Genomic DNA, 23,238 nt, shown 5'->3' with positions numbered 1-23,238 from the left:
TGCTGTTATTACAAGCAAGTTTAAATCCAATTATCGTTAAAATTTGGAAAAAAGAGAAACATATAGTAAGAATATTAGGAGATAATACAAGAAAATCGGAAATTAAAAGTACTGTATATAATAAAAGTTTAAATAATTATTATGATATTTTAGGTGGAAAGACAGGTACCGTAGGTTTTATAAAAAATTTAAGTGTCCTGTTATATGCTAAAGATGAGATATATTTAGTAACAGTATTAAAAGCAAAAGGAAATAGGTTTCACCAAGTAAAACTTATTATGGATACTGTTTTAGATAATAAAGAAAATAACATAGATGCAAATTCATTTACGGTTTTTAAATATCCATTAAAAAATATAGAACTTTTAAAGAACTTTAAACCTCACAGTATTTTTTCGAAAAATGAATCAGATAAAAGTAATCCTGCTAGTATAACTAAATTGTTAACGTTAATAACTGCGTTAGAGTATCCGATTGACTTAAACGATAAAATCAAAATTCAAGAAAGCGATATTGTTGAAGATAACATGAATAATATATATGTAGGAGACATAATATCGTTAAATGATGCAATGCATTTTATGCTTTTATCATCTTCTAATATTTTAGCTAATGCACTTGCAAGATACATCGAGGAAAATTATCTCTAATATATAGGTAATGTAAATATCGTATATAAAATAATAACTTTTTAGTAAATATGATGATGAATCAGTTGTAGTAGTTGAGCTAGATGATTTCAATAAAAGGATTATCAAACAATTAGAAATATAATTATAACTTATAACCAACCATCCTATTGATAAGATTTAGTTAATTTAAAGGGCTATACACAAAGATTTTAAATTTTGATTTCATACGTATGTGTAATAGTCATGACTACCTGTTTTATAGGTAGTCATGACTATTAGCACATTAAAATTGTAAAAAGAACAAAACTCTAGAATTATGCACTTGAATATAGATTAGATACAACGAAATATTATGAAAAAGATTTTAAAATTTATTAAAGTTAGACTTGGGGTCTTGATATGAAGTGAAAATAATAGTTTCTTTTTCTCCACGTATAAATCCACTTTTATATTTAAGTCCTAAAATAAAAGAATTATTAAACCTAAACAAATCATATTTATAATGCTTATATATTTGGTATAAATCTTTTACAGTATAACTTTGTCGATCTCTACTTCTAAAACGACCCGTTAAGTTTGTAGCTATCGAACTAGATAATCTTAGGTTTTTTATCAAATGATTAATATACTTTTTTCGATTTGAGTGATTTTCAAATAACTCATTAGCTAACTCATAGATTTCAGAAGGATGTGGTGCGTTAGTCATATTTTTTAGTAATGTATAAGTATAAATTTCTCGACCTTCAACATAGCCAGTTTTACTACTGTTGGTTGGCCAACTTTTCATATTTATCATTCTATTTTCTAATTTTTCATCTACAGCTTTTAAATAATAAATTAGTGGACCCATTCCCTCAATTGTTTGAGACTTATCACTGTTAAATTCTTCAATAATTTGTCCAGTTTCATTATTTACTCTAATATAGCTTTCCCCTACTTTACTAAGTTTCTCAAATAGATCATCAAAATCAAATTCTACGTCACTCTCCTTCAAAATGTTAGGCAACGACTTAGCTATTTCTGGAAAATCTGTACCAGTTACAGAAGATTTTAATAAAGTTAGAGAATCTTCATTACATAAGTAGTTTAAATCATTTATTAATAATTCCTTGTTAGGATACCAAGTTATATTCTTATTTCGAACTCTGTTTACGACTTGTCTTAATTCCGTATCCTTACATAAAATGTAATCTGCATTGCAACTTTCTAATTCCTCAACTAATTGTAAATGTGTTTCACTAGACTTATGACCTAAATCACTGATTTTTCCAAGTGCAATTATTTTATGACCTGTATAAAACTTTGTTTGACTATTAAACGCTCTAATCGCATTAATCATTGCAGGCAAAGAAGCATTATGTGTATCATCCAGTAAAGTTAGTTTATGAGATTTTGTTTGTATTTCTTTCAGTGCTAATATTTTTGAAAAAGGTTTGAAATTCTTAAGTAAGTCTTTCTTTATTGGTAAATTTAAACTTTTCAGAATTAGCATACTTGCTAGTGTGTTAGAAACCATCCCTTCACTAATCGTATTAAGCTGATAAATGTCTTCTTCATTTTTATGGTCATTTACTAATAATTCAATATTTCCTTTATTATACTTGATATTATCAACAGTTAAGTCTGCATTACTATCCTTTTTAATACTATAAGTTAAGACATTATTTGTATTTTCTCGCGCTTTGTCTATTAAATAATCTGCATATAATGTATCATTATTAATAATTGCTACTCCATTATCCGCAAGTCCTTCAAAAATCCTTGTCTTAATTTTGGCAATATCTTTAACAGACTTAAAAGTTGAAAAATGTGCTTCACCTATACCAGTAATAATTGCTATATCAGGTTTTAAGTAAACAGCTGTATTTTCAAGATAATTGATAGCATTCAGAGATGTTTCAATCACAGCAAAGTCTGGGTTTTTGATTAATTTCAACATATTATTATAAATTGCTGCTCTAACATTATTATTCCCTCTATTTTCAAGTACATCAAAATCACCTAATAAGCTAGTAGTTAACATTCTAGTTGAACTTTTACCCATTGAGCCAGTTATTGCAATAACCGGATTTTTATATTGATTTCTAATATAAATAGCCAGTTTTTTAAATGCTTGAACAGAATCTTCTACTATTATTTGAGGAACAGAAAATTTTAAATCGGAAATATATCTTTCAGTTATAATTAACCCAATTTCTTCATTTTGTCTATCAACTAAATCATTACCATCTAAAGCATTTTTATTTCTCCCCAATTTTTTTGCCCATGTTTCTTTATTTGGAGAAAAATACGCAGTCTTTTTGTTTTTTACAAATTTATATTTTGTTTCAAAATCATTTATTTCATTTGATTTACTATTATGAGCATCCTTTAACTCTCCACCTATAATATGATAAATTTTTTCAATTGTTAGCATAATCACTACCTACCCTTTGAACGCCTTTTGGTACTGTACATATCCTGATAGATAATGCTCAATATCATCAATACGGACACGATAACCATGGTGTTTAATAAAGAAACTTCCTAAAATTCTAGATGGATTTTTAAAGTACATTGCAGTTTCAGGGTAAAAGAAGCCTACTCTTTGATAATCTGCTCTAATATCAATAACTTCTTTTAAATATTCCTCATCTATCAAATGATTTACTAATTCCCCATAACCAGTTTCTTTGGCTTTTTGAACTAATCTATAAGTAGCCATTAACATTTCCAAGAATGTTGGGAAAGTAGTTTCACGATTTTTAATATAATCTAGGTACGTATTCACATTTTTTATACCAAATTCAAAATATTTTTCTTGAGGGTTAATTTGAATTAATTCATTTGTACAATAACCTAGCCAATGATCATGATATTGCCAATATTTCTTCTCAATGAAACGATCCATTAAATTTTCTACAGTTTTCAACCATACTTTATTATTATCTCTTTGATATAGTCTCAACAATGCAAGTGCAGCTTCGCCATCATAATAAATAATTCTGAATTTCTCTTTTACGCTTAAATCAGGATAATTCAATAAGTGCGTCGTTTCATACGTATCTTCATCAATCATTGAAAGAATACCTTTTGCTACTTTTTGAGCAGCTTCAAGATATTTAGGATTATTCTCATGTTTTAAATATTCACATATAGCGAATATAAATGAAGCATTTTGTCCTAATTTAATTTCATTAGCGTCTTCCGTATCATCATAGATATATGCTTTATCTTCAACTTCAAGTAATTGATTTGAAATAACATAATCAATTGCCTTTTCAACGGGTTGTAAACTTTTACCTAAATAGGCTAATCCTTCTATCAAAGCATATGTAGAAGATGAATGTCTTAAAATATTATAAAATCCAATTTCATTATCAAAATGTGGGAAATATCCATAAATATACTTACCATTATCTAACAACATATTCTGTAAAAAATTAGTGCTACTTTCAATTAATTGATCAATTTCATTCTCCAAATGGTCTACTTTTCTTAAACCTTTTCTATAACCCTTGCTGTATAGTTCATATACTTTCTCATTACCTATGAAGAAACCATGTGTATAAAATTTAACAACTTCTTTTTCATTATAAAATTCACTAGAAAATGCCTTTTTATTAGTCGTATATTTACGTAAATAATTATTAATATTTTTTTCAGAAAGAAATAATTCTTTAGTAGAATTATCTGGTCGAACAAAAGCATTCGCATTAATTTCTTCAGGTAACACTGCTAGATTCCATTGACTATCAAATGCTATACCAAAATCCACATAATTACGTCTTGTATTAATCAATTCTTTTTTTAATTCTTTAAATAGAACTTTTTCTGTTGACGTAACAATATCTAATTTAATCCACTCTGGAAACTGACCTGTCTTCTGTTTAAATTTAAGTGCTAATTTCGAAATATCTTGCTTAAGATAATTAGTTTTTTTGATTAATTTAACTTGGGCTTTGATGTTAGGTTTACCCAAACTTATAAAAACATAATTATTAATTTCGCTTTTATTATTTACTTCGGTTAATAATTTATCTAATTTATAGTCAAAATCCATAGTTTTCTCCTTATTAATTCTATTTATATCAATCTATATCATAGTATTTAAAAGAAAACCAGGCCATAGAAGGCCTGGTTTTAATTTTCATTGCGCAAATATAAAGACTACCTATTATTTTTCTTCATTATTTTTGTTTTTACGACGGCTGCCCGCTAAGAATAGTCCTCCAAGTGCAGCAAATAATGAACCAAATAATGTGCCATTATTTTGAGTGTTATTACCAGTATCAGGTAATTCGTTATCATTTGATTTATCTGCTTTGTCATTATGATCTTTATCGGCATCGGCATCACTGTCGGCATCAGCATCCGCATCACTATCTGCATCGGCATCACTATCTGCATCGGCATCTGCGTCGGCATCCGCGTCAGCATCTGCATCGGCGTCACTATCTGCGTCGGCATCCGCATCCGCGTCGGCATCTGCGTCACTATCTGCATCGGCATCACTATCTGCGTCGGCATCACTATCTGCGTCGGCATCACTATCTGCGTCGGCATCGCTATCTGCATCGGCATCACTGTCTGCGTCGGCATCGCTATCGGCGTCGGCGTCACTATCTGCGTCGGCATCGCTATCTGCATCTGCATCCGCATCCGCGTCGGCATCCGCATCAGAATCGGCGTCGCTATCTGCGTCCGCATCAGCATCGGCGTCAGCGTCGGCATCCGCATCGGCATCCGCATCCGCGTCGGCGTCACTGTCGGCATCGGCATCTGCGTCACTATCGGCGTCGGCATCCGCATCAGAATCCGCATCAGAATCCGCATCTGCGTCGGCATCACTATCCGCGTCGGCATCGCTATCGGCGTCGGCGTCACTGTCTGCATCTGCGTCGGCATCCGCATCACTATCTGCATCCGCATCAGCATCAGCATCAGCGTCGGCATCCGCATCAGAATCCGCATCACTATCCGCGTCAGCATCACTATCCGCGTCAGCATCACTATCTGCATCCGCATCACTATCCGCGTCAGCATCACTATCTGCATCCGCATCACTATCTGCATCCGCATCACTATCCGCGTCAGCGTCCGCATCCGCGTCGGCATCGCTATCAGAATCCGCATCACTATCTGCATCCGCATCCGCATCTGCATCCGCGTCACTATCTGCGTCGGCATCCGCATCAGAATCCGCATCTGCATCGGCATCCGCGTCGGCATCCGCATCGCTATCCGCATCGGCATCGCTATCCGCATCGGCATCGCTATCCGCATCCGCATCAGAATCCGCATCGGCGTCGGCATCCGCATCACTATCCGCATCACTATCCGCGTCAGCATCACTATCCGCGTCAGCATCACTATCTGCATCCGCATCACTATCCGCGTCAGCATCACTATCTGCATCCGCATCACTATCTGCGTCGGCATCGCTATCAGAATCCGCATCTGCATCTGCATCGGCATCCGCATCGCTATCCGCATCGGCATCGCTATCCGCATCTGCATCGCTATCCGCATCCGCATCACTATCTGTATCGTCACCATTACCATTACCATTACTTGTAGCAAATGTTATATTATTACCATACTCTGCTGTATCATCTGTACCATAATATTTATTAGATGTAACCATAGACGCCCATTGTTCGACATTTACATTACCTTCAGCGTCTGGTTGATACTTACTAACTACTTTGATGATATATGGCGTATTAATATCTCCAAAATTAATTGTAGCCGTATTATTATTATTTATAGTCACTGGATATTCTTTAGTAACATCTTCATATTGAGAATAATTATAAATTCTATTGCTATCTGGAAGATATTGATTTGATGCCACTTTATAAATTTTAATCTCAGTATTGTTATCTATAATTGTACTACCATTTGGTCCATTACCATTGATTGTGACATCTGTATTTTTAGCTGTGTATCTTAATGGATTGACATATACCGTTTGTTCAACGGTTTGATTATCTAAATCAAGATGAGTGAATATACTTTGGATATTTGAATCCCCTTTGACTCTAGGATACTGATAATCAACTGTGAAATTTTGATTATAAGCAGTATTAGCAGTCTTAAAAGTCATATCGATGTTAGTATCTCTTGTTGGCACTTTTGATTTATCAATAAACGATGATAACGATAGCGTCCCTTTAACATTTGAGTGTGTATCAACAAAATCTGTAAATGTATATGTTGCGCGTTTAGTTGCATTATCATATGTGCCTGTTGCGATAATGTCACCATTGCTATCTGCAATATCTGGCACAAAATATTCATCAGTTAAGTCTGACGGGATTGTATGTGGATCATAATCAATTGTCATTGTATCTCCACTATTTACAGCATCATCAACAGCAATATCTGAATGATATGTTATTGGTTCACCATCATGTGCGTGAATTACACCGTCATTGTTGTGACCTTCTTCTATATATTGATTTGAGACCTTAATTAAATCATTTACATTTTGACCTTGTCTAGCAGCAGCTAATTTATTCACAGCTAATCTACTTTTTGGTTGTACAGAACGCGTTGTATTTACATCACTCGTTGTCGCATATGTAGCCTCGGCATCTTTTTTATTAGAGTCAGCCTTAATGAGCGCACTTAGTAATGCTTTATTATCAACTTGATTATAGTCAATATTAAGGTTTTTAACATTTTCACTAGCCTCTTCAATTGAACTACCAGTATTCTCAGCTACAAAATTTGTTAATGCTTTCTCTTTTTCTGTATTATCATTACTATTATTTAATTGTGTCTCAGTATTTTCAAATGATGAATCTAAACCTGATGCACTAACTGTCTTAGTATCATTATTATCTTCTACAGATGTTGGTTCGTTTAAGTTAATATTTGAAGTTTGGTTGTCTTTCTCTTCTTGGCTATCTTCCAAGTTTGAATCATCATTGATTTGAGTAGCGTCACTTTCTATGCTTGATTGATTATCTTTATGAGTTAAACCTGTTGCCTTTTTTGATTCTTGGTTTGTAGTAGATGTTTCTACAGTAGGTTGTTCTGACTTAGCTTCATTAGTTATATCACTATCTGAAGTTTGCGTACTGCTATTCTCTTCTGTAGAAGTTAAATTTTTAGTAGCTTCTACACTTGCACTTTCATTTAAGTTGTCTTGAGAACTCACTTCTTGCTTTGGTAATTGATGTTCACTTTCTTGTTTACTAGTTTCATTTGAATTTTTATTGTTTAATACGGAATTAGAATTATTATCTGCATCAGTTGCTACATTTTGTTTTGTAGTGTCAATTTGTTCTGGTTTCACTTGTGATAATGTAGCACTCTCGGATGTTTGTACATGACCTTTTACTTTTACATCTTGCGCTTCATTCGTATCTATAGTTGTGGAAGCTTGATCTTTTTCAGCTGCTTTTGCTTCATCATGAGCACTTCCAAAGATTAAAGCTGTCCCTACTAATATAGATGCTGTCCCTACTGTGAATTTTCTAATTGAATATTTATTTTGTTTATTCGGTAGAAAATCCAATCTCTTTTTTTGTTTATTTTTCAAACAGACCACTCCCTAAAAGAATTATAAATCGACCTAATTTAACCGTTTATTTAATTACTTAAATTTAAAAAACTAATTAAAAGATTAGGCTCCAAACAATTGAAAGCAATTAAATATAATCACACTATACCACGGATATGCTTTTAAAAACCATATAATTATAAATTAATATCAAATTCAATTAAAAAACGAATATAAATACATATAATTAAGTTCAAAAAAACATCTTTTGCATTGCAATCTATATAATCGTCTGAAATATTCTTTTTAAAGCAATAAAAAAAGAACGATAAAAATCGTTCTTAAAAACTAGTTTCTACTATTATATATGTGTACTTATAGATAATTAAATTTTATTTTAAATGTTCATAAGGACTATTATTCACAAATGATACAATTTGGTCTACAAATAATTTTGCGCGCAACTGAAATTGGTCATCATCAAGATACAATGTACCATCTTCAAGTTTACTGTAATCTGAATCGTGTGTAGCAATTTGTGTCGGTACCGCGATACCTAGTAAACTGCGAACAATGACACGTAAATGTGATAGTGGTTCTGAACTAACAATACCACCGCTATTGCCAATTAGCCCTACTGGTTTCATTTTAACGTAATCCATATTGATATGATCTAATGCATTTTTAAGAATGCCAGAGTAAGAACCATGATAATTAGGTGTGCCAAGTACTAAGAAGTCTGCTTCCATAACTTTAGTTTGAAAGTCTTTTGCGTTTGCTTTAATTTCTTCTGTTGAATGGGTTGTTCCTGAAAAGTCTAACTGATTTAAAGGTCTTTCTGCTAAATCAAATATATCAACATCTAAATCATGTGTATCAAATTGACCCACTAAATATTTAGCAAGCGCATTCGTATGTGAGCCTACTTTTGCACTACCAACAATAATAAGTCCTTTCATTTCTTCTAAACACCTCTTAATATTAATTATTTTCTTCTTGTAATAGTTTCATAATGGCTTTACCTACACCACTATTTTCGTTTGTATCTGTGACATATTTTGCAACGGCTTTTACTTCAGGCATTGCATTTTCTACTGCCACCGGATAACCTACACGTTCTAACATTGACACATCATTTAAATTGTCACCTAATGCCATAACGTCTTTTAAATCAATATTTAATTGATCTGCAATAGACGCTAACGCTATTCCTTTTTGAGCATCAGAATGGGTAATTTCAAGGTTACCACGTGATGAAGATGAGATAGCTAAACTTGAAATTGCTGAGAGTTCTGCCCCTATTTTATTTATTTTCTCTAAATCTGGATTAAAGGCAAGGACTTTCATAATTAGTTCGCCTGGAATATTTTCAATTTCCTCATAACTATTTACAACTTTCAACGTCCCATTATCTATACGTTTTTGAATGCCGTTTTTAATCTTTTCAACATCCGCTTCTTGTCCTGCTTGTTTAGCAATATCTAAATATATATCTAAATCTTTAGTAGGATCTTCTGTGTAAATCCCTCTATTAGTGTAAATTTGATAGTATACATCTTCATGGTTCAAGATGGATTTTATGCGTTCCACTAATTCATGATTTAAGTTAGAGGTACTCATAATATTAAACGATTCATCACGTACTTCTGCACCATTTAAACAAATGTATGGCACACTTAAATCTGTTTCAGCTACAGGTGTGTTCGCTTCATAGAATGCACGACCTGTCGCAATGGCAACTGTTATTCCTTGTGATTGTGCAAATTTAATCGCATCAACATTTTCTTGTGAAATTTCATGTGCAGCATTTAACAATGTGCCATCCATATCTGTTGCTATTAATTTAATCATACAGTTACCTCGTTTCATTATCTTAATTAAACGCTATTTATTTTGAAAAAGTATCATCTGAAAGTTTTTAAACCTCAATTTTGACACCACATTCACGTGTATTATTTTAACAAATATAAAACAATTTGTACGCTTACTTGTTCGTTTTAGACTTCTTTAATCGTAATTCTCGAAAGAAGTTACGTAATAGATCTCCACATTCTTGTTCACATACACCACTAACCACTTCAGCTCTATGATTAAAGCGTGACTCTACTAGTAAATTCATCAAGCTACCACCACATCCACCTTTAGGGTCAGAAGCACCGTAAACCACTTTAGGAATTCTGCTCATCACGATAGCACCTGCACACATGACACAGGGTTCCAACGTTACATATAAGGTGCAACCTTCTAAACGCCAACTTCCAATGGTATTAGACGCTCGTTCAATCGCTATATGTTCTGCATGTGCAGTCGGAAGCTGTGCAGTTTCTCTTAAATTATGTGATCGTGCTATAACTTCATCATCTTTAACAATAATTGCACCTATTGGTACTTCTCCAATATTTTGCGCTTTTTTAGCTTCTTCAATCGCTAATTTCATGTAATATTCATCATTTGCCATGTGTGTTATACCTCACTTATGATACAATACTCATTGTCTATTTTAACATTTGGAGATGTGATTATGAACAAACCATTTATCGCAATTGAGGGCCCTATTGGTGTAGGTAAATCCTCCCTAGCTCATAAGCTTAGTCAGTCATTAAATTACTATGAAGAAAAAGAAATAATTGATGAAAATCCATTTTTGTCTGATTTTTACGATGATATCTCTAAATGGAGTTTTCAAACTGAAATGTTCTTCCTTTGTAATCGATACAAACAAGCGAAAGATATCGCAAAAATGACACAAGGCGTTGTTAGCGATTATCATATTTATAAAAATAAAATATTTGCCCGTAACACTTTAAGTCATCATGAATTTGATAAATTTGACCGCATTTTCGATATTTTAACAGAAGATCTTGAAATGCCTAACATGGTTATTTTTTTAGATGCAGATTTGAATGTTTTGAAACAGAGAATCGCTAAACGTAACCGTAGTTTCGAGCATCATATCGAAGATAACTATTTATTGAATTTAAAAGAAGATTATTTAACATTTTATAATGCGATGAAGTGTGAAGGTGCGAATGTTGTCTTAATTAATACAAGTGATATTGATTTTGTCAATAATGATTCAGATTATCAATCCATTTTAGAAAAAATAAGACCTATGATAGGAGCAATTGAAAATGAATAATTACAAAGTACCTCAAAATGCAATTATCACTATTGCTGGTACAGTTGGTGTTGGTAAATCAACATTGACACAAGCGTTAGCCGACAAACTGAATTTTAAAACCTCTTTTGAAAATGTTGATCATAATCCTTATCTCGATAAATTTTATGATGACTTTGAACGTTGGAGCTTTCACTTACAAATCTACTTTTTAGCGGAGCGCTTTAAAGAACAAAAGCGTATGTTTGAATATGGTGGTGGATTTATACAAGATCGTTCTATTTATGAAGATGTAGATATTTTCGCGAAAATGCATGAAGAACAAGGTACTATGAATGAAGATGATTTCAAAACCTATTCTGAGTTGTTCAATGCTATGGTAATGACACCCTACTTCCCTAAACCTGATGTATTAATTTATCTTGAATGTGATTATGATGAAGTCATTGAACGTATCAAAGCACGTGGTCGTGATATGGAAATTAATACAGATCCAGAATATTGGCAAAAATTATTTAAACGCTATGAAGATTGGATTAATAACTTTAATGCTTGTCCAGTAGTACGTGTAAATATCAATGAATATGATATTCACGAAAATCCTGACTCATTAGATCCAATTATTGATAAAATTGCACATGTCATTAATACGTACCGTAACGTAGACAATCGATAATATCTAAAACAGTCTGGGACATAAATAATATAATAATGCTATTTAGCAAATTCGCAGTAGCTGACTGAACTGAGAAGGCGCTTAAATCAAGCTTTTCTCAGTTCTAGTCATCCTTGCGGGGGTGGGACGACGAATTCAAAAGAATTCTGTCCCGCTCCCTTTTTATAACCTTATTTATTTTCACTATATTGTTTTAAGACTTCGGGCACACTTACCGCTGTATCTATAATCACATCAGCGTCGACTAACTCTTCTTTTTTAGCAATACCACTCAGTACACCAATTGCTAAACCTAATTCAGCATTTACCTTTGTCTTCATATCATTATTCGTATCACCAACAATCACTACATCTTTAGGTTTCACGTCATAGTGATCAAACAATGGATTAAGTACTGCCGGATTGGGCTTTTCAGCAGCATGTGTTTCTGTTGAAATCACTAAGTCAAATGCATCTTTTGAATTTGTATCTTCTAAAAACTGCAAGACGCCTTTTCTAGAATCACTTGTAACAATACCAATTTTATAGCCGTCTTTTCTCAATGATTGAATCATATCGTATACACCATCAATCCAGTTATTCTCTGGCACACGCGTATCGACAAGGGATTGACTTGTATTACGTGTCCAAGTTGAGACATCTTTACCAACAACGTTATTGAAAGCTTTAATCATTTCATCTAGTGAGCCTGAACCCATCACAGAATCAGGAACAATTGCATCATCGAGAATACCCAATTGTCGATGCGCAACTTCTTTATCGGCGACTGGGTATTCATCTAAAAGACTATCTACTAGTCTTATGCCGATTTTCTCCCAACTCTTGTCAAACTCAATTAACGTCCCGTCTTTATCAAATAATATCCATTCCATTTACATAACACTCCTATAATTCGTAACTTTAATTCTTCTATTGTAATACAGATTTTCATTTTAGACTTAATAGAACGATTTACAATTCCATTTTCCAATTATTCAGTATATGTATCTGTTAGACGTTTATCTTGGTATATAACCATACCAGTTTTCAATTTTTTAAATCCCGCTTTTTGATAAAAATCTAAATTACCAATAGTTGATATTAAATGTATGCATGAAACTAAGCCTATTTCATCTAGAAGGCATTCGAGCATACGCATACCAATTTGGTTATTTTGAAAATCTTTGTTAACTACAACATCATAAATGGCTGCGTTGAATACACCATCTGATAATGCCCTAGCTACGCCAATGACTTTATTATTATAAATAGTTAAGACGACATGTGTACTATTACGGAAAATCTCACATATCGCCTCTTTGTTATGTTTTAACCAACCAACTGATTGATATACTTCATAAATTGAATCAATATAGCTTTCATCGAAATAAGTAATTAGCTTAAACGCCATGCAATCCCCCCTAAATAGTCTTTTTCTATATACTATACACTATTTTAACAGATGTAATGGGGGCTTTACATTTAGTCTATCTTGGGTCTTTGGATGTATCATGTTATATCAACAATTTGCAATGAAGTTGAATCAATTACGTATTTTCAAAAAGAATAAAAATTATCATGTTTTTAATTAATATGGTTATATAAAGTTCACCCCGAAAATTAGATTTCAATCTAACTCTCGGGGTGATGATTATTGTAAAAATAATTATTTAGGTTCGCCATGTACTAAAATACTACTAATAAAGTCAATCGCTTTTTTAATGAAACCGAATACGTCTGTCATTGGATTCCACTCCTTCATTAATATTTAAATTACACTTTTATTGTAAACACCTGAGGATACATTTGGCGTTTATTGCGTAATTGCCTATTAATGATGCGTATTTGTCTGCTTATATATTTAGTTTGTAGTGTGATGCATTGTCAATAATTCTTGTACGTAACTGTCTTTCACCTCGTAAACAACAGGATTACTTTTTAACTTAATTAATTTGTTTTCATATTTGTTTATGACTTCATTAACTTTATTTCTTGAATATCCTGCGATATATTTGACTCCTTTAATAGTAATTCTAGAATATTTACTTCCAAAAATTTTATCTTGAAGTAATATAAAGAGAACATCTGAATCATATTTATTCAATCCTTGTTGATCAAGTGCCTGTGCAAGTCTTTTAATGATTTCTGTATTATTTTCAAACGTTTCTATTATATTATTTTGTCCTTCAATAAGTAATTGCATCATATCATCAATGAAATTTGTTATTTCACCTTTATTAAAGTAATCAGATGCTTCTTGAAATGCCTTATAATATTTATTTTTATTGTGATTTACGACGTATGAAAAAGTGAGTGCTGTAAATGAATCCAAGTTATCATTAAGCAATTTAGCTAAAATATATCTTCCTACTCTTCCATTTCCATCGTAAAAAGGGTGTATGTACTCAAACATATAATGACTAGCTAATATTTTATAAATACTGGGTGCTTCATAATGTTTAATAAAACTTAATAAAATGGTTAGATATTCATAAATTTCTGGTTCATTAAATTCATTTCTATGAACCCATTTACTTTTAGCATTGTCGTAGACACCGATAGAATTTTTTCTAAACAAATTTCCATCTGGTAAATCTTTTTCTAGAATTTCAGAAGCAACAATTGGGGAGTGGGACAGAATTCTTTTAAATTCGTCGTAACCCCAACTTGCTTAGCTTGTAAAATCACTTTCGTGATTTTTTGTGTTGGGGCCCCGCCCACCCCCGCAAGGATGACTAGAACTGAAAAAAGCTTGATTTAAGCATTTTCTCAGTTCAGTCAGCTACTGCGAATTTGCAAAATAGCTTCATTATATTATTTATGTCCCGGACTCGTATTGATTTCAACGTCATCATTTTCAATCATAATATATTGATTTACTAATCCATCAAAACGCTTATTCTCACCTTTTGTTTTGTTCAGTGACGCAGCAATCTCTTTTTTTGTACTTTTTATATTTTCAATTTCATTTGTACTTTGGAGTTCAGTGATTAATAAATATTTAATATATGCTTCATTCGCGAGTTTAGGCAATGTTGAGGAAAGTTGCTTAATTCTATCTGAGTTTTTCAAGACCTTTTCAAGATTAATACCTAATGATCGATTTAGAACAAAGAATAGAGGATACTCTATGCCTCTTTGTTGTTTCTCGTCCTGAATTGGATGAATAACAAAGTCGGTAACATAACTTGAATAACTATTTAACCGCATATTATATTCTGTTTCTACATTATCCCAACCATACATATGAAAAAGCTTTTTAAGTGTTTTATATTCCACACTATGCACCTTCTTACTTATCATATATTTAAGTATGCTTTTTATGATACTAATATTATACATAATACGTTATATATAAAAGTATGATCTTTAATTTGAATAACACCATGCTTAAAATATAATATTAATCCCTCCAACATGTCTGTACTTTAAACATAGATGAATTAAAGAAACTATAAATAAAACTGATTATATAAAAATTTTTAATTCATGTTTTTAATATTTTATGTTATTTTTATATTTATAAACAATGTTAAAATTATTAGTGATCATAAGATAATATATATGCCTAAAGATAAGAAATGCCTTTTTTCGCTAAATATTTAAGTAACTAAATGATTTAATAAATCAAACTTTTTCATACAGTATTTATTAATATATGTCATATCATTTTTGAATGGTTAAAATTCAATAGTTGAGATTTTCATGAAAGGTTGCATAATATATGTCAAAATCTAAATTGAGATTAATTCTAAATATTATATATTTTGGATCAATCATATTACTTTGTATTTTTATGTGGATAACACATATTCATATTCTTACAAATATTTGGGGAATTATACTTTTTTGGACATACGTTTTCATTTTTCAATTTATAATCGATCACTACGCACCTAAACAGAAAAAACATGATGATGATAAATAGCTATATACTTTGACTTTTTAAAATTTATTAAAAAACTGCATAATTAAAATGTGGGGAATTTCTAAAATGACTTAAAAATGTTGGGGTGTCTATGATGAAATACAGAATAATTGCAGGTGTTATATTTTTAATAATACTAATTGTTGCTACGTTTTATGTTCAGCCAATGCTTACTTTAGATAATCAATTATCAAATTTAATATATATTTTAGTATTAGTTATAATTGGTGCTGTATTAGGCTATATCAGTCGTCGATTAGATGGGAAATAGCTAATTACTGTTTCGAGATCGACCAAATTTATAACGATCTCCATTTAAAAACATTTTCTTAATGATGCTAAAGGAGAGATTGATAATGAAAAAATATCAAATAGCCTTAACGATTAGTTTGGTATTATTGAACATATTCTCAATTATTTTCATCGCATTTTTTCATATTCCATATGGTAAGACCATTTTCTATTCTCTTTTTTTAGTTATAATTATCGTTTTTTTCTTTATAGATATGAAAATTGAGAAAGATAATGATAAAAATTGAACAAGTAATACATTAAAATTTAAATAATCAAATCTTTAAGTTCCAAATATTTAAGTCCATAAGGTCAAAGTATTCAATTATCTAGTCGCTTATTTTAGATATCATTCAAAAAGCATAGACTCAAGCCATCACAATTGAATAAAATAAAAAGCTAGAAACCTCAATTACTTGAGATTTCTAGCATAATAAACATACCTTATTTATATTCTGGAACAACGACTCTCCAACAATAAATACTTTTTCTATGTATTTCTAACTGTTTATAAACGTTGTTATATCAATGTTTTGTAGCTACATCATTATTGTAGATTACTATTAATTTTTAAATAACGTATTCAAAACGTATTCAAAATAAAAACGTCACTTTGTAAGTGACGTTTTTAACTGTATATCTAACTTGTCCGCATGCTTTACATTCTTTAACAATCTTCTTTATGATATTTCAAATTTAATATCTCAGAAAAGTTATTTAATAAACAACCCATTTTATCGTAAATATTGCTTTTAGTAATTGTATTAATATCTTTTAAATAATAATCTATATGGCTATCTATTTCCTTAATCATATTTTCATAGTCTCTTTTATTTAAAAAGAATATTAAAAATAATAACATATCAAATAATTTAGATTGTAAGTTATCATTTTTTATACAAATGTTAGATATTGAATTATAATTAGCAATTAGATTTTTAGAGTTAATTTGCTTTTTTATTTTAAAATCATACAGTCTCTCTTCATGAGCACAAACATTTCTAAAGAAATTAACTTGCTTAACTATACCTTCAATGTCTTTATGTTGAATATTTACATCTAAACCATACTCTCTTGAAAATTTATCTGAATAACTTTTTGCAATTTCTTTTTTAATATCTTCATCTAAAATTTGAAATAAATATGAGACATTTCCGATAGTTAAATAATTCATTAAAACCCAAAAAGGTACTCCATTATGATTTTTTATATAGTGAGCAATTGGTTGTTTATTAGTCTTGGTCATTATATTGCTTAATGTTGCTACCGTTTTTAACACTGTCTCAGAATTTTCTTCATAAGCGTAATTTTTAAAATACAAATAAGAGTGTGGATCATTGTACTTATTGCTAAAATGATAAGCAATTCTAGATTTCAAATGTGTTTCAAACACTAATAAGTATTCAATAATAGTATTTCTCAATCTACGATCTAATTTATATAATGAAAATATTTCGTCAAAAGAAGCATTTTCTATGTAAGTTTCTGGCATTAAAAAGTCATTAGAATTAGCTTTTCTTTTTAAAAATAAATCTTTATAACCATTAATGATATTATAATAATTTTCATTCTCTAAATCATATATATTTTCAGTTGTGACTGTTAAACCTCTATTTTTTAGTATTTGAAGTTGTTCTTCATATGTTTTAAATGGCTTCATTATATTAATACCTCTATGCAAAAAAATAGCCATACTCCTAAATTAATAGGTGGTATGGCTTGATCCGTTAAATAAATCTTATTATATTAATAATTTAAAAGCAAGTATTTTTTACCAAAAGTAAAAATTTTTTTACCACATTCTAAATATGGTAATTTGTCTATTTTTTTAGGGTATCAGCAAAATACTTACCCCTTTAAGTCACGTTGCTTAATTGATAAACTAATTATTTATTGCTCTTATACTGTCCTTTCAGTATTGTTTTACAACCTTTTTTATCTAAAGTTAAATTTTTAACAATTATTTTATTATTACTTTTACAGTCTGAGATATATTTTGATGTATTTTCATCTATTTTTTTCACTGAAATTTCAAATGTTTTATATTCTCTTACCTCATCACTTATAGTTTCATATCCACGAGCAAAAAGGTTTTCAAATTTTTCATCTGCAGTAAGTTCACCTACTTGATTTGTTACTTTAAAAAACTCTTTCCTCTCTTTTTTTATAAAATCTTTCTTATTTTTTTCACTTTGGTTATATTCCCAATGATGTTTAAGTAAAAATTTCACATACTGTCGTATTTCTTCACTATTTAAAACATTAAATCTATAACATGAAATTTCTTTTTCTGAGCTTTCTTTTTCTAATGTCTTGTTTATATTTATATTATTATTGAGATAAAAATCACTAATTTTCTTAATTAACTCATTATAGATATAATTAGAAATCTCATCAAAATCTTTCTGTTTAGATTGTTTAACTTCATCTTCATCTTTGGGTAAAAATCTAAGCGAAGCTAAAATTCTATATACATCTTCTAATTGCATTACTGGTTTAGCAGCAATATTCATTAATTCTTTACGCCATTCTGATTTTTGATCTAAACTGTTTAATAATTCTTTATTTTTTAATTTTTCTGCGTCTAATAATTCTTGGTTTTTCAATTTCTGATTACTAAAAATAGTATAAGCGACACCTACTATTGCTAAAGCTCCCGTCGTAAAAGTGCAAATGCCGACATATAAATTGCCACTCAAACCATTATTAGATCCATCATCAAGAAAATATATCCCAATTCCTAATAGAGCAAAAAATACAAACAATCCTATTAAACAATAAACAATTCTTTTTAATTCTTTTTCCATTATTATCTAGTTTCCTTCTGCATATATATAAAATTATTTACTAATATCATATCAAACATATTTTAAAAGTGTAGTCCTAAACCAGTGAAACATCTTTTTAGGCGTGCAAAACTGGAAAAATAAGTTTGAAGCGGTTACTATATTCCGCTTACCTAACGTCGTAACTTGCGACGATAAATGTGGGGGAACATTTCGTTACTGCATGTATGAGGTCGTGTTTCACGACTGCATGAGCAAAGGGGGTAACGTTTCGTTCTCCCCTTTTGACGTTGTGTGTTCTTTGGTGCGTTCTGGTTCGGGTAGAGTGGTAATTAGATATAGAGCGTTAGAACCTAAATTGTGGTACGTATCAGAATTTGGTAATTCTGATGAAACTTTCATAAATCTATTAGCGGTATTCCAATCAAAGTTTAGATTTTTTAACCACTTACCAAACTTGCCATGTGCTAAGTCGTTTTCACGTTATTAAAGAAGCAGCGTTTCACAATCTCTTTTTTTATGCCCTCGTGTTTTACGAGGTAATATTAACAACTCACTTAATAAGGGGGTAGCGTTGCACGACCTCCTTATTTTTCTGCCCTAACGTTTCGTTCAGTCAGCTACCGTCACAAACCGTTACATCAGCTCATGCACTAAAGTGGTGCGTTGGCTTACACGCTAAAATGCCTTATGAGGTGTATACAAAATTGTACATATCACTGTCCATATTTGGACTGTGAAACTCACGGCTCAAATCTGCGCCGTGAGATCATACATCATAAATATGTTTCGGCCATAAGCTGCGTAGCCAAATTAACTACGCACATCTATAAGCTAGATAACCCAAATTTTGGTTATCTAAAATACCGCTTCGATAGTTCGGGTATTAGAGAACTCACATTTGAGGTTTCTAGCTATATATTCAGACAATCCACATTTGGCTTTTCAGAATTTAGAGAACGGATATTGTCGTTTTCTGATTTACCGCTGTGATATATCAGTGATTAATTAAATACGGCCAACATTTCGGCTGTATTAACGCCCTCATATTTGGGGTGGTTAACGAGCTCACATTTGAGCATATTGAATGTGTATAACTATTCAGTTCTATTACTGAACTCACATTTGGGCTGAGTGATAAACTAATATCCTCAAATTTGGGGATATTAAGAGAAACAGCTAATAAGTCCACTTATGGACGCATTTAACCAATCCACATTTGGGCTGGTTAAACCACTTCCCTATTTTAAGGCTCTAGTTTACAAGTGTACTTTTAAGTACGGTTGTAACAAGTGTATCTATAACTACGCTTGTAAATCATTATATAGCTATAAAAATGTACGGTTTTGATAGGTTTTGTAGTTATATGGCCTTTTAAATGTCAAGTTTAGTCAAGTTTTTGTCTTAATAACATGTTCAAATTTCAAGTTTTATCAAGTTCTATATCTTATATATAGCTCTCTAGCTTATTAATATCGTATCTTTCAATTTTCGACTTAAACGCCCTTATATTAGGTTTTATACTTAGGTTTTCTTAGGTTTTTATTTCAATATACCTAACTCATCAGATAGTCGTAGTAGTATATCGTTTCTTAAATTGTATGCTGTTGATTTACTGACATTAATCATAAGTGCTACTCCCGTTAAATTTAAACTCTCAATATTGTTGAAATAGTACCTATCTATCAATCTCTGACTATCTTCAATGCTCGTAGCATATACATGCTCTATTGCGTTCTTCATTCTCGTTAGCTGCTTAAATCGTCTATCTTTTAATGCTTTTTGCTCATTGTACTGTGAGGGATATATCTTTCCGCTCCTAATACGTTCTATATCTCTGTATATGTGTTTATAATGTATTAATTCACTCTCTAAATAATTGATAGTTGCTTTTCGCAAACGCATTGATATTGTCCTCCTCAAAAATTAGTACCTAGTACTAATTATAAGTTATAACTAACTCATGAATTTACTAATAAGCTATTAAATGTACGCTTTTTACATATTCGAAGCGGATATATCGTTCATATATGTATATATGCTTAATAGAGAGGCGTAGAAGCGATTGAATAACTTGATTGATGTTTTTATACCTAATCTTATTAAAGCGTCTTAAATAGACTTAAAATTAATTGCTCAACCTTATCATTTTTAAAAGTTGCTAACCTATATAAAACATTACTATTGTTATATGTTAAAAACGTTGATATAAAGCCGTTTTATAAATTTAAAAAGTTCGCTTACCTTTGTAAAAACTTGGTATTTTTATTTTACCTAACCTTACGGAAAACTTACGGTTATTTTCTCGTCTACCTCCCCTAAAACTTTCCTATTTTTTTCTTGTAAACCTTGTACAAACCTTGCACATTCTATTTTTGCTCTACCTTTGGTAAAACTTTGGTTTTTTTGCAAAGTCCAAATTTGGACCCTGCTAATTATTTCAGAAGTATTAAAGGACAATCCACAATTGGATAGTCGTAAGGTCTTTGTAGAAAGCATATTTATCAATTCTCAAAATAAATTCAACCTCCCCCTTATCTATCCCTTTTTTATGGCAGTCAAAAAGTCCTTTTTATGGCTGCCGAAAGTAACAAATAAGCTTTTATCTATCACAAATTAATATTAAGGGTGCGACATTTTAGATACACCCTTACTTATTCCGATAGCCGTAACAAAAGTTAACACTTTAAGTTAAGGAGGCCTCAAATCAGTGCCCCCCTTATATATTTAAGCCCTCAACATTCTTCATCATTTCAGAAAGTTATCGTAAGTTTTATGTAAGTAGGAGGGCTATATAACAACCCTTAGTAGTTTTTAGTAATTTACTAAGTGATATGTAGTAATTTGTAGTAGTTTAATTAATGCTAAATATTAAATAGCTAAAATAACTTTAAAGCTATACTACTTCTACATTTAAGCCATTTTAAAAGCCTCTGAAATTTTGCATAAATTAACATTAATAAAATGTACACGCCCAAAAATGACCGCATACTTTTAAGCTGTTAGACTTTAACGACTAATAGCTCAACCTAATCGAAAATGATTAACTTAAATATGCTCAAGCTCTTTTTTGAGCGATAGCTTTGATTAGTCAAAAGCTACTACTCGATATTGAGTAATAGCCCTTTTTATAATCGTCGTTCGTGTCGTTCCTTTGAAGCGGTATGTAAGATATAATGCTCACATTTGCAACTATTTTTATGCTAGGATTTTCTAGGTATATTGTCCGACATTTTCCGATGTTTTAAACCTTTTCGTATATTTGCTTTCATCCCAACATTTCCCTACATTTTAATTTCATTCAAATACTTCTCAATATAGTATTTAACACCAACATTTTCCAACATTTCTTAGTAAGTGTTATCACTTTTAGAAAATAAATGCTAGCAATTTCTAGCATACCCCCCTTACGTGTAAAAAAAGAATAAATTTGGAGAGTAGATACCCCTCGCCGTTCTCCAATATCCCTTTTAACCTCTAAATATTTGAAACGGGGGGGCTACTCCGCTTCATCAACTATCTTATTAAGTAATATCTCAAACAATTGTCTAATGCGTTCCCCCGAAAGATTAAATACCTTTCCGACTTCGTTAAAAGACTTACCCTGACATAATAAGTAAAATACAAAGTATTCTTTATCCGTAGCTATTTTATCAACGAGCTGCTCTAGTTCATTGTAAAATACAATATCGTCTACATTGTCGTTTAATTCTTCCGCTTCTACATCATCAGTAAGTTCAAAGAAATTATCTATATCTAGCTCTCTCTCGTCTACTTCTTGCATTGAACGATTGCTATGCTTGTGATACGTCTTTATAAAGCGTTTAATAGTTTCTCTATCGTACTTCATAGTCTTCTAGTCCCTGCCATTACCTTACGCTTATGTATCGCTCTGTATAAATCACGTCGTAAGCGTTCAATTAATTCATAATTAGAAGTTGATCCTCCCGAACGTATATAGTAAATTATTTGTTTTTGTTCACTAGGTGTATATCGCTTAACTATCTCTTTAAATAAAGCTAGCTTATAGTTCGATTTTCTTATATAGGTGTCTAACTTCTCTTTTTCCTCTATGATATGTACGACTAATTTATCTAAAGGGTACGAAATAGATACGACACCGAATACATCACTTGTCGTTGAGTGAGATACGTTCAAAAAATACATAGCTTCGATTTGTGACTTAATTCCCTTAACCTTATTACTTATAAAACGTGGGTTAAATTCAGTTAGCAACGCATATTCTGAAATCATTGTTTCATAGTAATATAAACGATAATCAACTCGTTTCAACTTCATTTATACACCTCTTTTTAAACAGAATGAGCCTATCAAA

Annotated in this window: 19 protein-coding genes; 4 read left to right on the top strand and 15 right to left on the bottom strand. The window is 31.1% G+C overall.

Going from position 1 to position 23,238, the window contains the following annotated elements; translation table 11 throughout:
* On the top strand, positions 1 to 650 hold a 650-nt coding region (locus tag AK212_RS11335), incomplete at its 5' end, for a serine hydrolase (RefSeq protein ID WP_195831490.1).
* A 346-nt stretch (positions 651 to 996) separates the two neighbouring features.
* Here AK212_RS11335 and AK212_RS11330 read toward each other — a convergent pair.
* From AK212_RS11330 to tadA, 6 genes are all read right to left on the bottom strand, one after another.
* A complete protein-coding gene (locus AK212_RS11330) occupies positions 997 to 3,048 on the bottom strand; it encodes a Mur ligase family protein (protein WP_053031104.1) in 2,052 nt (683 codons plus the stop codon).
* A gap of 9 nt (positions 3,049 to 3,057) precedes the next feature.
* Entirely contained in the window at positions 3,058 to 4,674 is a 1,617-nt protein-coding gene (locus AK212_RS11325) for a hypothetical protein (RefSeq protein ID WP_053031102.1), read from the bottom strand.
* Between the two features lie 114 nt (positions 4,675 to 4,788).
* Positions 4,789 to 8,163 carry a fibrinogen-binding adhesin SdrG C-terminal domain-containing protein gene (locus tag AK212_RS13225; RefSeq protein WP_174841936.1) on the bottom strand — a complete coding sequence of 1,125 codons (3,375 nt, stop codon included), beginning with the start codon at positions 8,161 to 8,163 and terminating at the stop codon, positions 4,789 to 4,791.
* 353 nt (positions 8,164 to 8,516) lie between these two features.
* Positions 8,517 to 9,083: an NADPH-dependent FMN reductase gene (locus AK212_RS11315; protein WP_053031100.1), complete on the bottom strand. Its 567-nt coding sequence runs from the start codon at positions 9,081 to 9,083 to the stop codon at positions 8,517 to 8,519.
* A gap of 22 nt (positions 9,084 to 9,105) precedes the next feature.
* Entirely contained in the window at positions 9,106 to 9,975 is an 870-nt protein-coding gene (locus AK212_RS11310) for a Cof-type HAD-IIB family hydrolase (RefSeq protein WP_053031097.1), read from the bottom strand.
* A 133-nt stretch (positions 9,976 to 10,108) separates the two neighbouring features.
* Positions 10,109 to 10,582 (bottom strand): tRNA adenosine(34) deaminase TadA, encoded by a 474-nt coding sequence (gene tadA, locus AK212_RS11305; protein ID WP_053031094.1) that lies wholly within the window; start codon positions 10,580 to 10,582, stop codon positions 10,109 to 10,111.
* Between the two features lie 63 nt (positions 10,583 to 10,645).
* Between tadA and AK212_RS11300 the strand changes: the two genes are divergently transcribed.
* Together AK212_RS11300 and AK212_RS11295 are read left to right on the top strand one after the other, a co-directional pair.
* A complete protein-coding gene (locus AK212_RS11300) occupies positions 10,646 to 11,263 on the top strand; it encodes a deoxynucleoside kinase (protein WP_053031092.1) in 618 nt (205 codons plus the stop codon).
* The gene (locus AK212_RS11295) at positions 11,256 to 11,918 is read left to right on the top strand and encodes a deoxynucleoside kinase (RefSeq protein WP_053031090.1); all 663 of its coding nucleotides are present in this window, start codon (positions 11,256 to 11,258) and stop codon (positions 11,916 to 11,918) included. Before AK212_RS11300 ends, AK212_RS11295 begins: the two co-directional genes overlap by 8 nt.
* Before the next feature lie 170 nt (positions 11,919 to 12,088).
* Here AK212_RS11295 and AK212_RS11290 read toward each other — a convergent pair whose 3' ends face one another.
* The 4 genes from AK212_RS11290 to AK212_RS11275 form a co-directional block, all read right to left on the bottom strand.
* A complete protein-coding gene (locus AK212_RS11290) occupies positions 12,089 to 12,790 on the bottom strand; it encodes an HAD family hydrolase (protein WP_053031088.1) in 702 nt (233 codons plus the stop codon).
* Positions 12,791 to 12,888: 98 nt separating this feature from the next.
* Entirely contained in the window at positions 12,889 to 13,308 is a 420-nt protein-coding gene (locus tag AK212_RS11285) for a GNAT family N-acetyltransferase (protein ID WP_053031086.1), read from the bottom strand.
* A 450-nt stretch (positions 13,309 to 13,758) separates the two neighbouring features.
* Positions 13,759 to 14,475, bottom strand: a complete 717-nt coding sequence (locus tag AK212_RS11280) for a Fic family protein (RefSeq protein WP_080365552.1) — start codon at positions 14,473 to 14,475, stop codon at positions 13,759 to 13,761.
* Positions 14,476 to 14,711: 236 nt separating this feature from the next.
* Positions 14,712 to 15,176 carry a hypothetical protein gene (locus AK212_RS11275; RefSeq protein ID WP_174841490.1) on the bottom strand — a complete coding sequence of 155 codons (465 nt, stop codon included), beginning with the start codon at positions 15,174 to 15,176 and terminating at the stop codon, positions 14,712 to 14,714.
* A gap of 743 nt (positions 15,177 to 15,919) precedes the next feature.
* On the opposite strand from AK212_RS11275, the gene AK212_RS13450 reads away from it, so the two are divergent.
* Entirely contained in the window at positions 15,920 to 16,096 is a 177-nt protein-coding gene (locus AK212_RS13450; RefSeq protein ID WP_154392029.1) for a hypothetical protein, read from the top strand.
* Positions 16,097 to 16,783: 687 nt separating this feature from the next.
* Here the strand turns inward: AK212_RS13450 and AK212_RS11260 are convergent.
* The 5 genes from AK212_RS11260 to AK212_RS11235 form a co-directional block, all read right to left on the bottom strand.
* Positions 16,784 to 17,809 (bottom strand): Abi family protein, encoded by a 1,026-nt coding sequence (locus AK212_RS11260; RefSeq protein WP_231119763.1) that lies wholly within the window; start codon positions 17,807 to 17,809, stop codon positions 16,784 to 16,786.
* Positions 17,810 to 18,002: 193 nt separating this feature from the next.
* A complete protein-coding gene (locus AK212_RS11255) occupies positions 18,003 to 18,923 on the bottom strand; it encodes a hypothetical protein (RefSeq protein WP_053031078.1) in 921 nt (306 codons plus the stop codon).
* 1,521 nt (positions 18,924 to 20,444) lie between these two features.
* Positions 20,445 to 20,807, bottom strand: coding sequence for a hypothetical protein (locus AK212_RS11250; RefSeq protein WP_053031076.1), 363 nt, complete (start codon positions 20,805 to 20,807; stop codon positions 20,445 to 20,447).
* A gap of 1,594 nt (positions 20,808 to 22,401) precedes the next feature.
* A complete protein-coding gene (locus tag AK212_RS11240; protein ID WP_053031072.1) occupies positions 22,402 to 22,752 on the bottom strand; it encodes a sigma-70 family RNA polymerase sigma factor in 351 nt (116 codons plus the stop codon).
* Entirely contained in the window at positions 22,749 to 23,201 is a 453-nt protein-coding gene (locus tag AK212_RS11235) for a hypothetical protein (RefSeq protein ID WP_053031070.1), read from the bottom strand. The genes AK212_RS11240 and AK212_RS11235 overlap by 4 nt, the downstream gene beginning before the upstream one ends.
* Positions 23,202 to 23,238: the final 37 nt, after the last annotated feature.

The organism is Staphylococcus borealis, assembly GCF_001224225.1.
In the GTDB taxonomy this organism is placed as follows: domain Bacteria; phylum Bacillota; class Bacilli; order Staphylococcales; family Staphylococcaceae; genus Staphylococcus; species Staphylococcus borealis.
Note: the sequence above shows the minus strand (reverse complement) of the source record. Positions and strands in the feature narration are given on the sequence as shown.

Excerpts from the sequence above, each read along its gene's own strand:
- AK212_RS13450 (WP_154392029.1), top strand. The coding sequence starts at position 15,920 with ATGAAATACAGAATAATTGCAGGTGTTATATTTTTAATAATACTAATT.
- AK212_RS11295 (WP_053031090.1), top strand. The coding sequence starts at position 11,256 with ATGAATAATTACAAAGTACCTCAAAATGCAATTATCACTATTGCTGGT.
- AK212_RS11260 (WP_231119763.1), bottom strand. The coding sequence starts at position 17,809 with ATGGCTATTTTTTTGCATAGAGGTATTAATATAATGAAGCCATTTAAA.
- AK212_RS11290 (WP_053031088.1), bottom strand. The coding sequence starts at position 12,790 with ATGGAATGGATATTATTTGATAAAGACGGGACGTTAATTGAGTTTGAC.
- AK212_RS11310 (WP_053031097.1), bottom strand. The coding sequence starts at position 9,975 with ATGATTAAATTAATAGCAACAGATATGGATGGCACATTGTTAAATGCT.
- AK212_RS11255 (WP_053031078.1), bottom strand. The coding sequence starts at position 18,923 with ATGGAAAAAGAATTAAAAAGAATTGTTTATTGTTTAATAGGATTGTTT.
- AK212_RS11325 (WP_053031102.1), bottom strand. The coding sequence starts at position 4,674 with ATGGATTTTGACTATAAATTAGATAAATTATTAACCGAAGTAAATAAT.
- tadA (WP_053031094.1), bottom strand. The coding sequence starts at position 10,582 with ATGGCAAATGATGAATATTACATGAAATTAGCGATTGAAGAAGCTAAA.
- AK212_RS11250 (WP_053031076.1), bottom strand. The coding sequence starts at position 20,807 with ATGCGTTTGCGAAAAGCAACTATCAATTATTTAGAGAGTGAATTAATA.
- AK212_RS11315 (WP_053031100.1), bottom strand. The coding sequence starts at position 9,083 with ATGAAAGGACTTATTATTGTTGGTAGTGCAAAAGTAGGCTCACATACG.
- AK212_RS11330 (WP_053031104.1), bottom strand. The coding sequence starts at position 3,048 with ATGCTAACAATTGAAAAAATTTATCATATTATAGGTGGAGAGTTAAAG.
- AK212_RS11240 (WP_053031072.1), bottom strand. The coding sequence starts at position 22,752 with ATGAAGTACGATAGAGAAACTATTAAACGCTTTATAAAGACGTATCAC.
- AK212_RS11300 (WP_053031092.1), top strand. The coding sequence starts at position 10,646 with ATGAACAAACCATTTATCGCAATTGAGGGCCCTATTGGTGTAGGTAAA.
- AK212_RS11235 (WP_053031070.1), bottom strand. The coding sequence starts at position 23,201 with ATGAAGTTGAAACGAGTTGATTATCGTTTATATTACTATGAAACAATG.
- AK212_RS11285 (WP_053031086.1), bottom strand. The coding sequence starts at position 13,308 with ATGGCGTTTAAGCTAATTACTTATTTCGATGAAAGCTATATTGATTCA.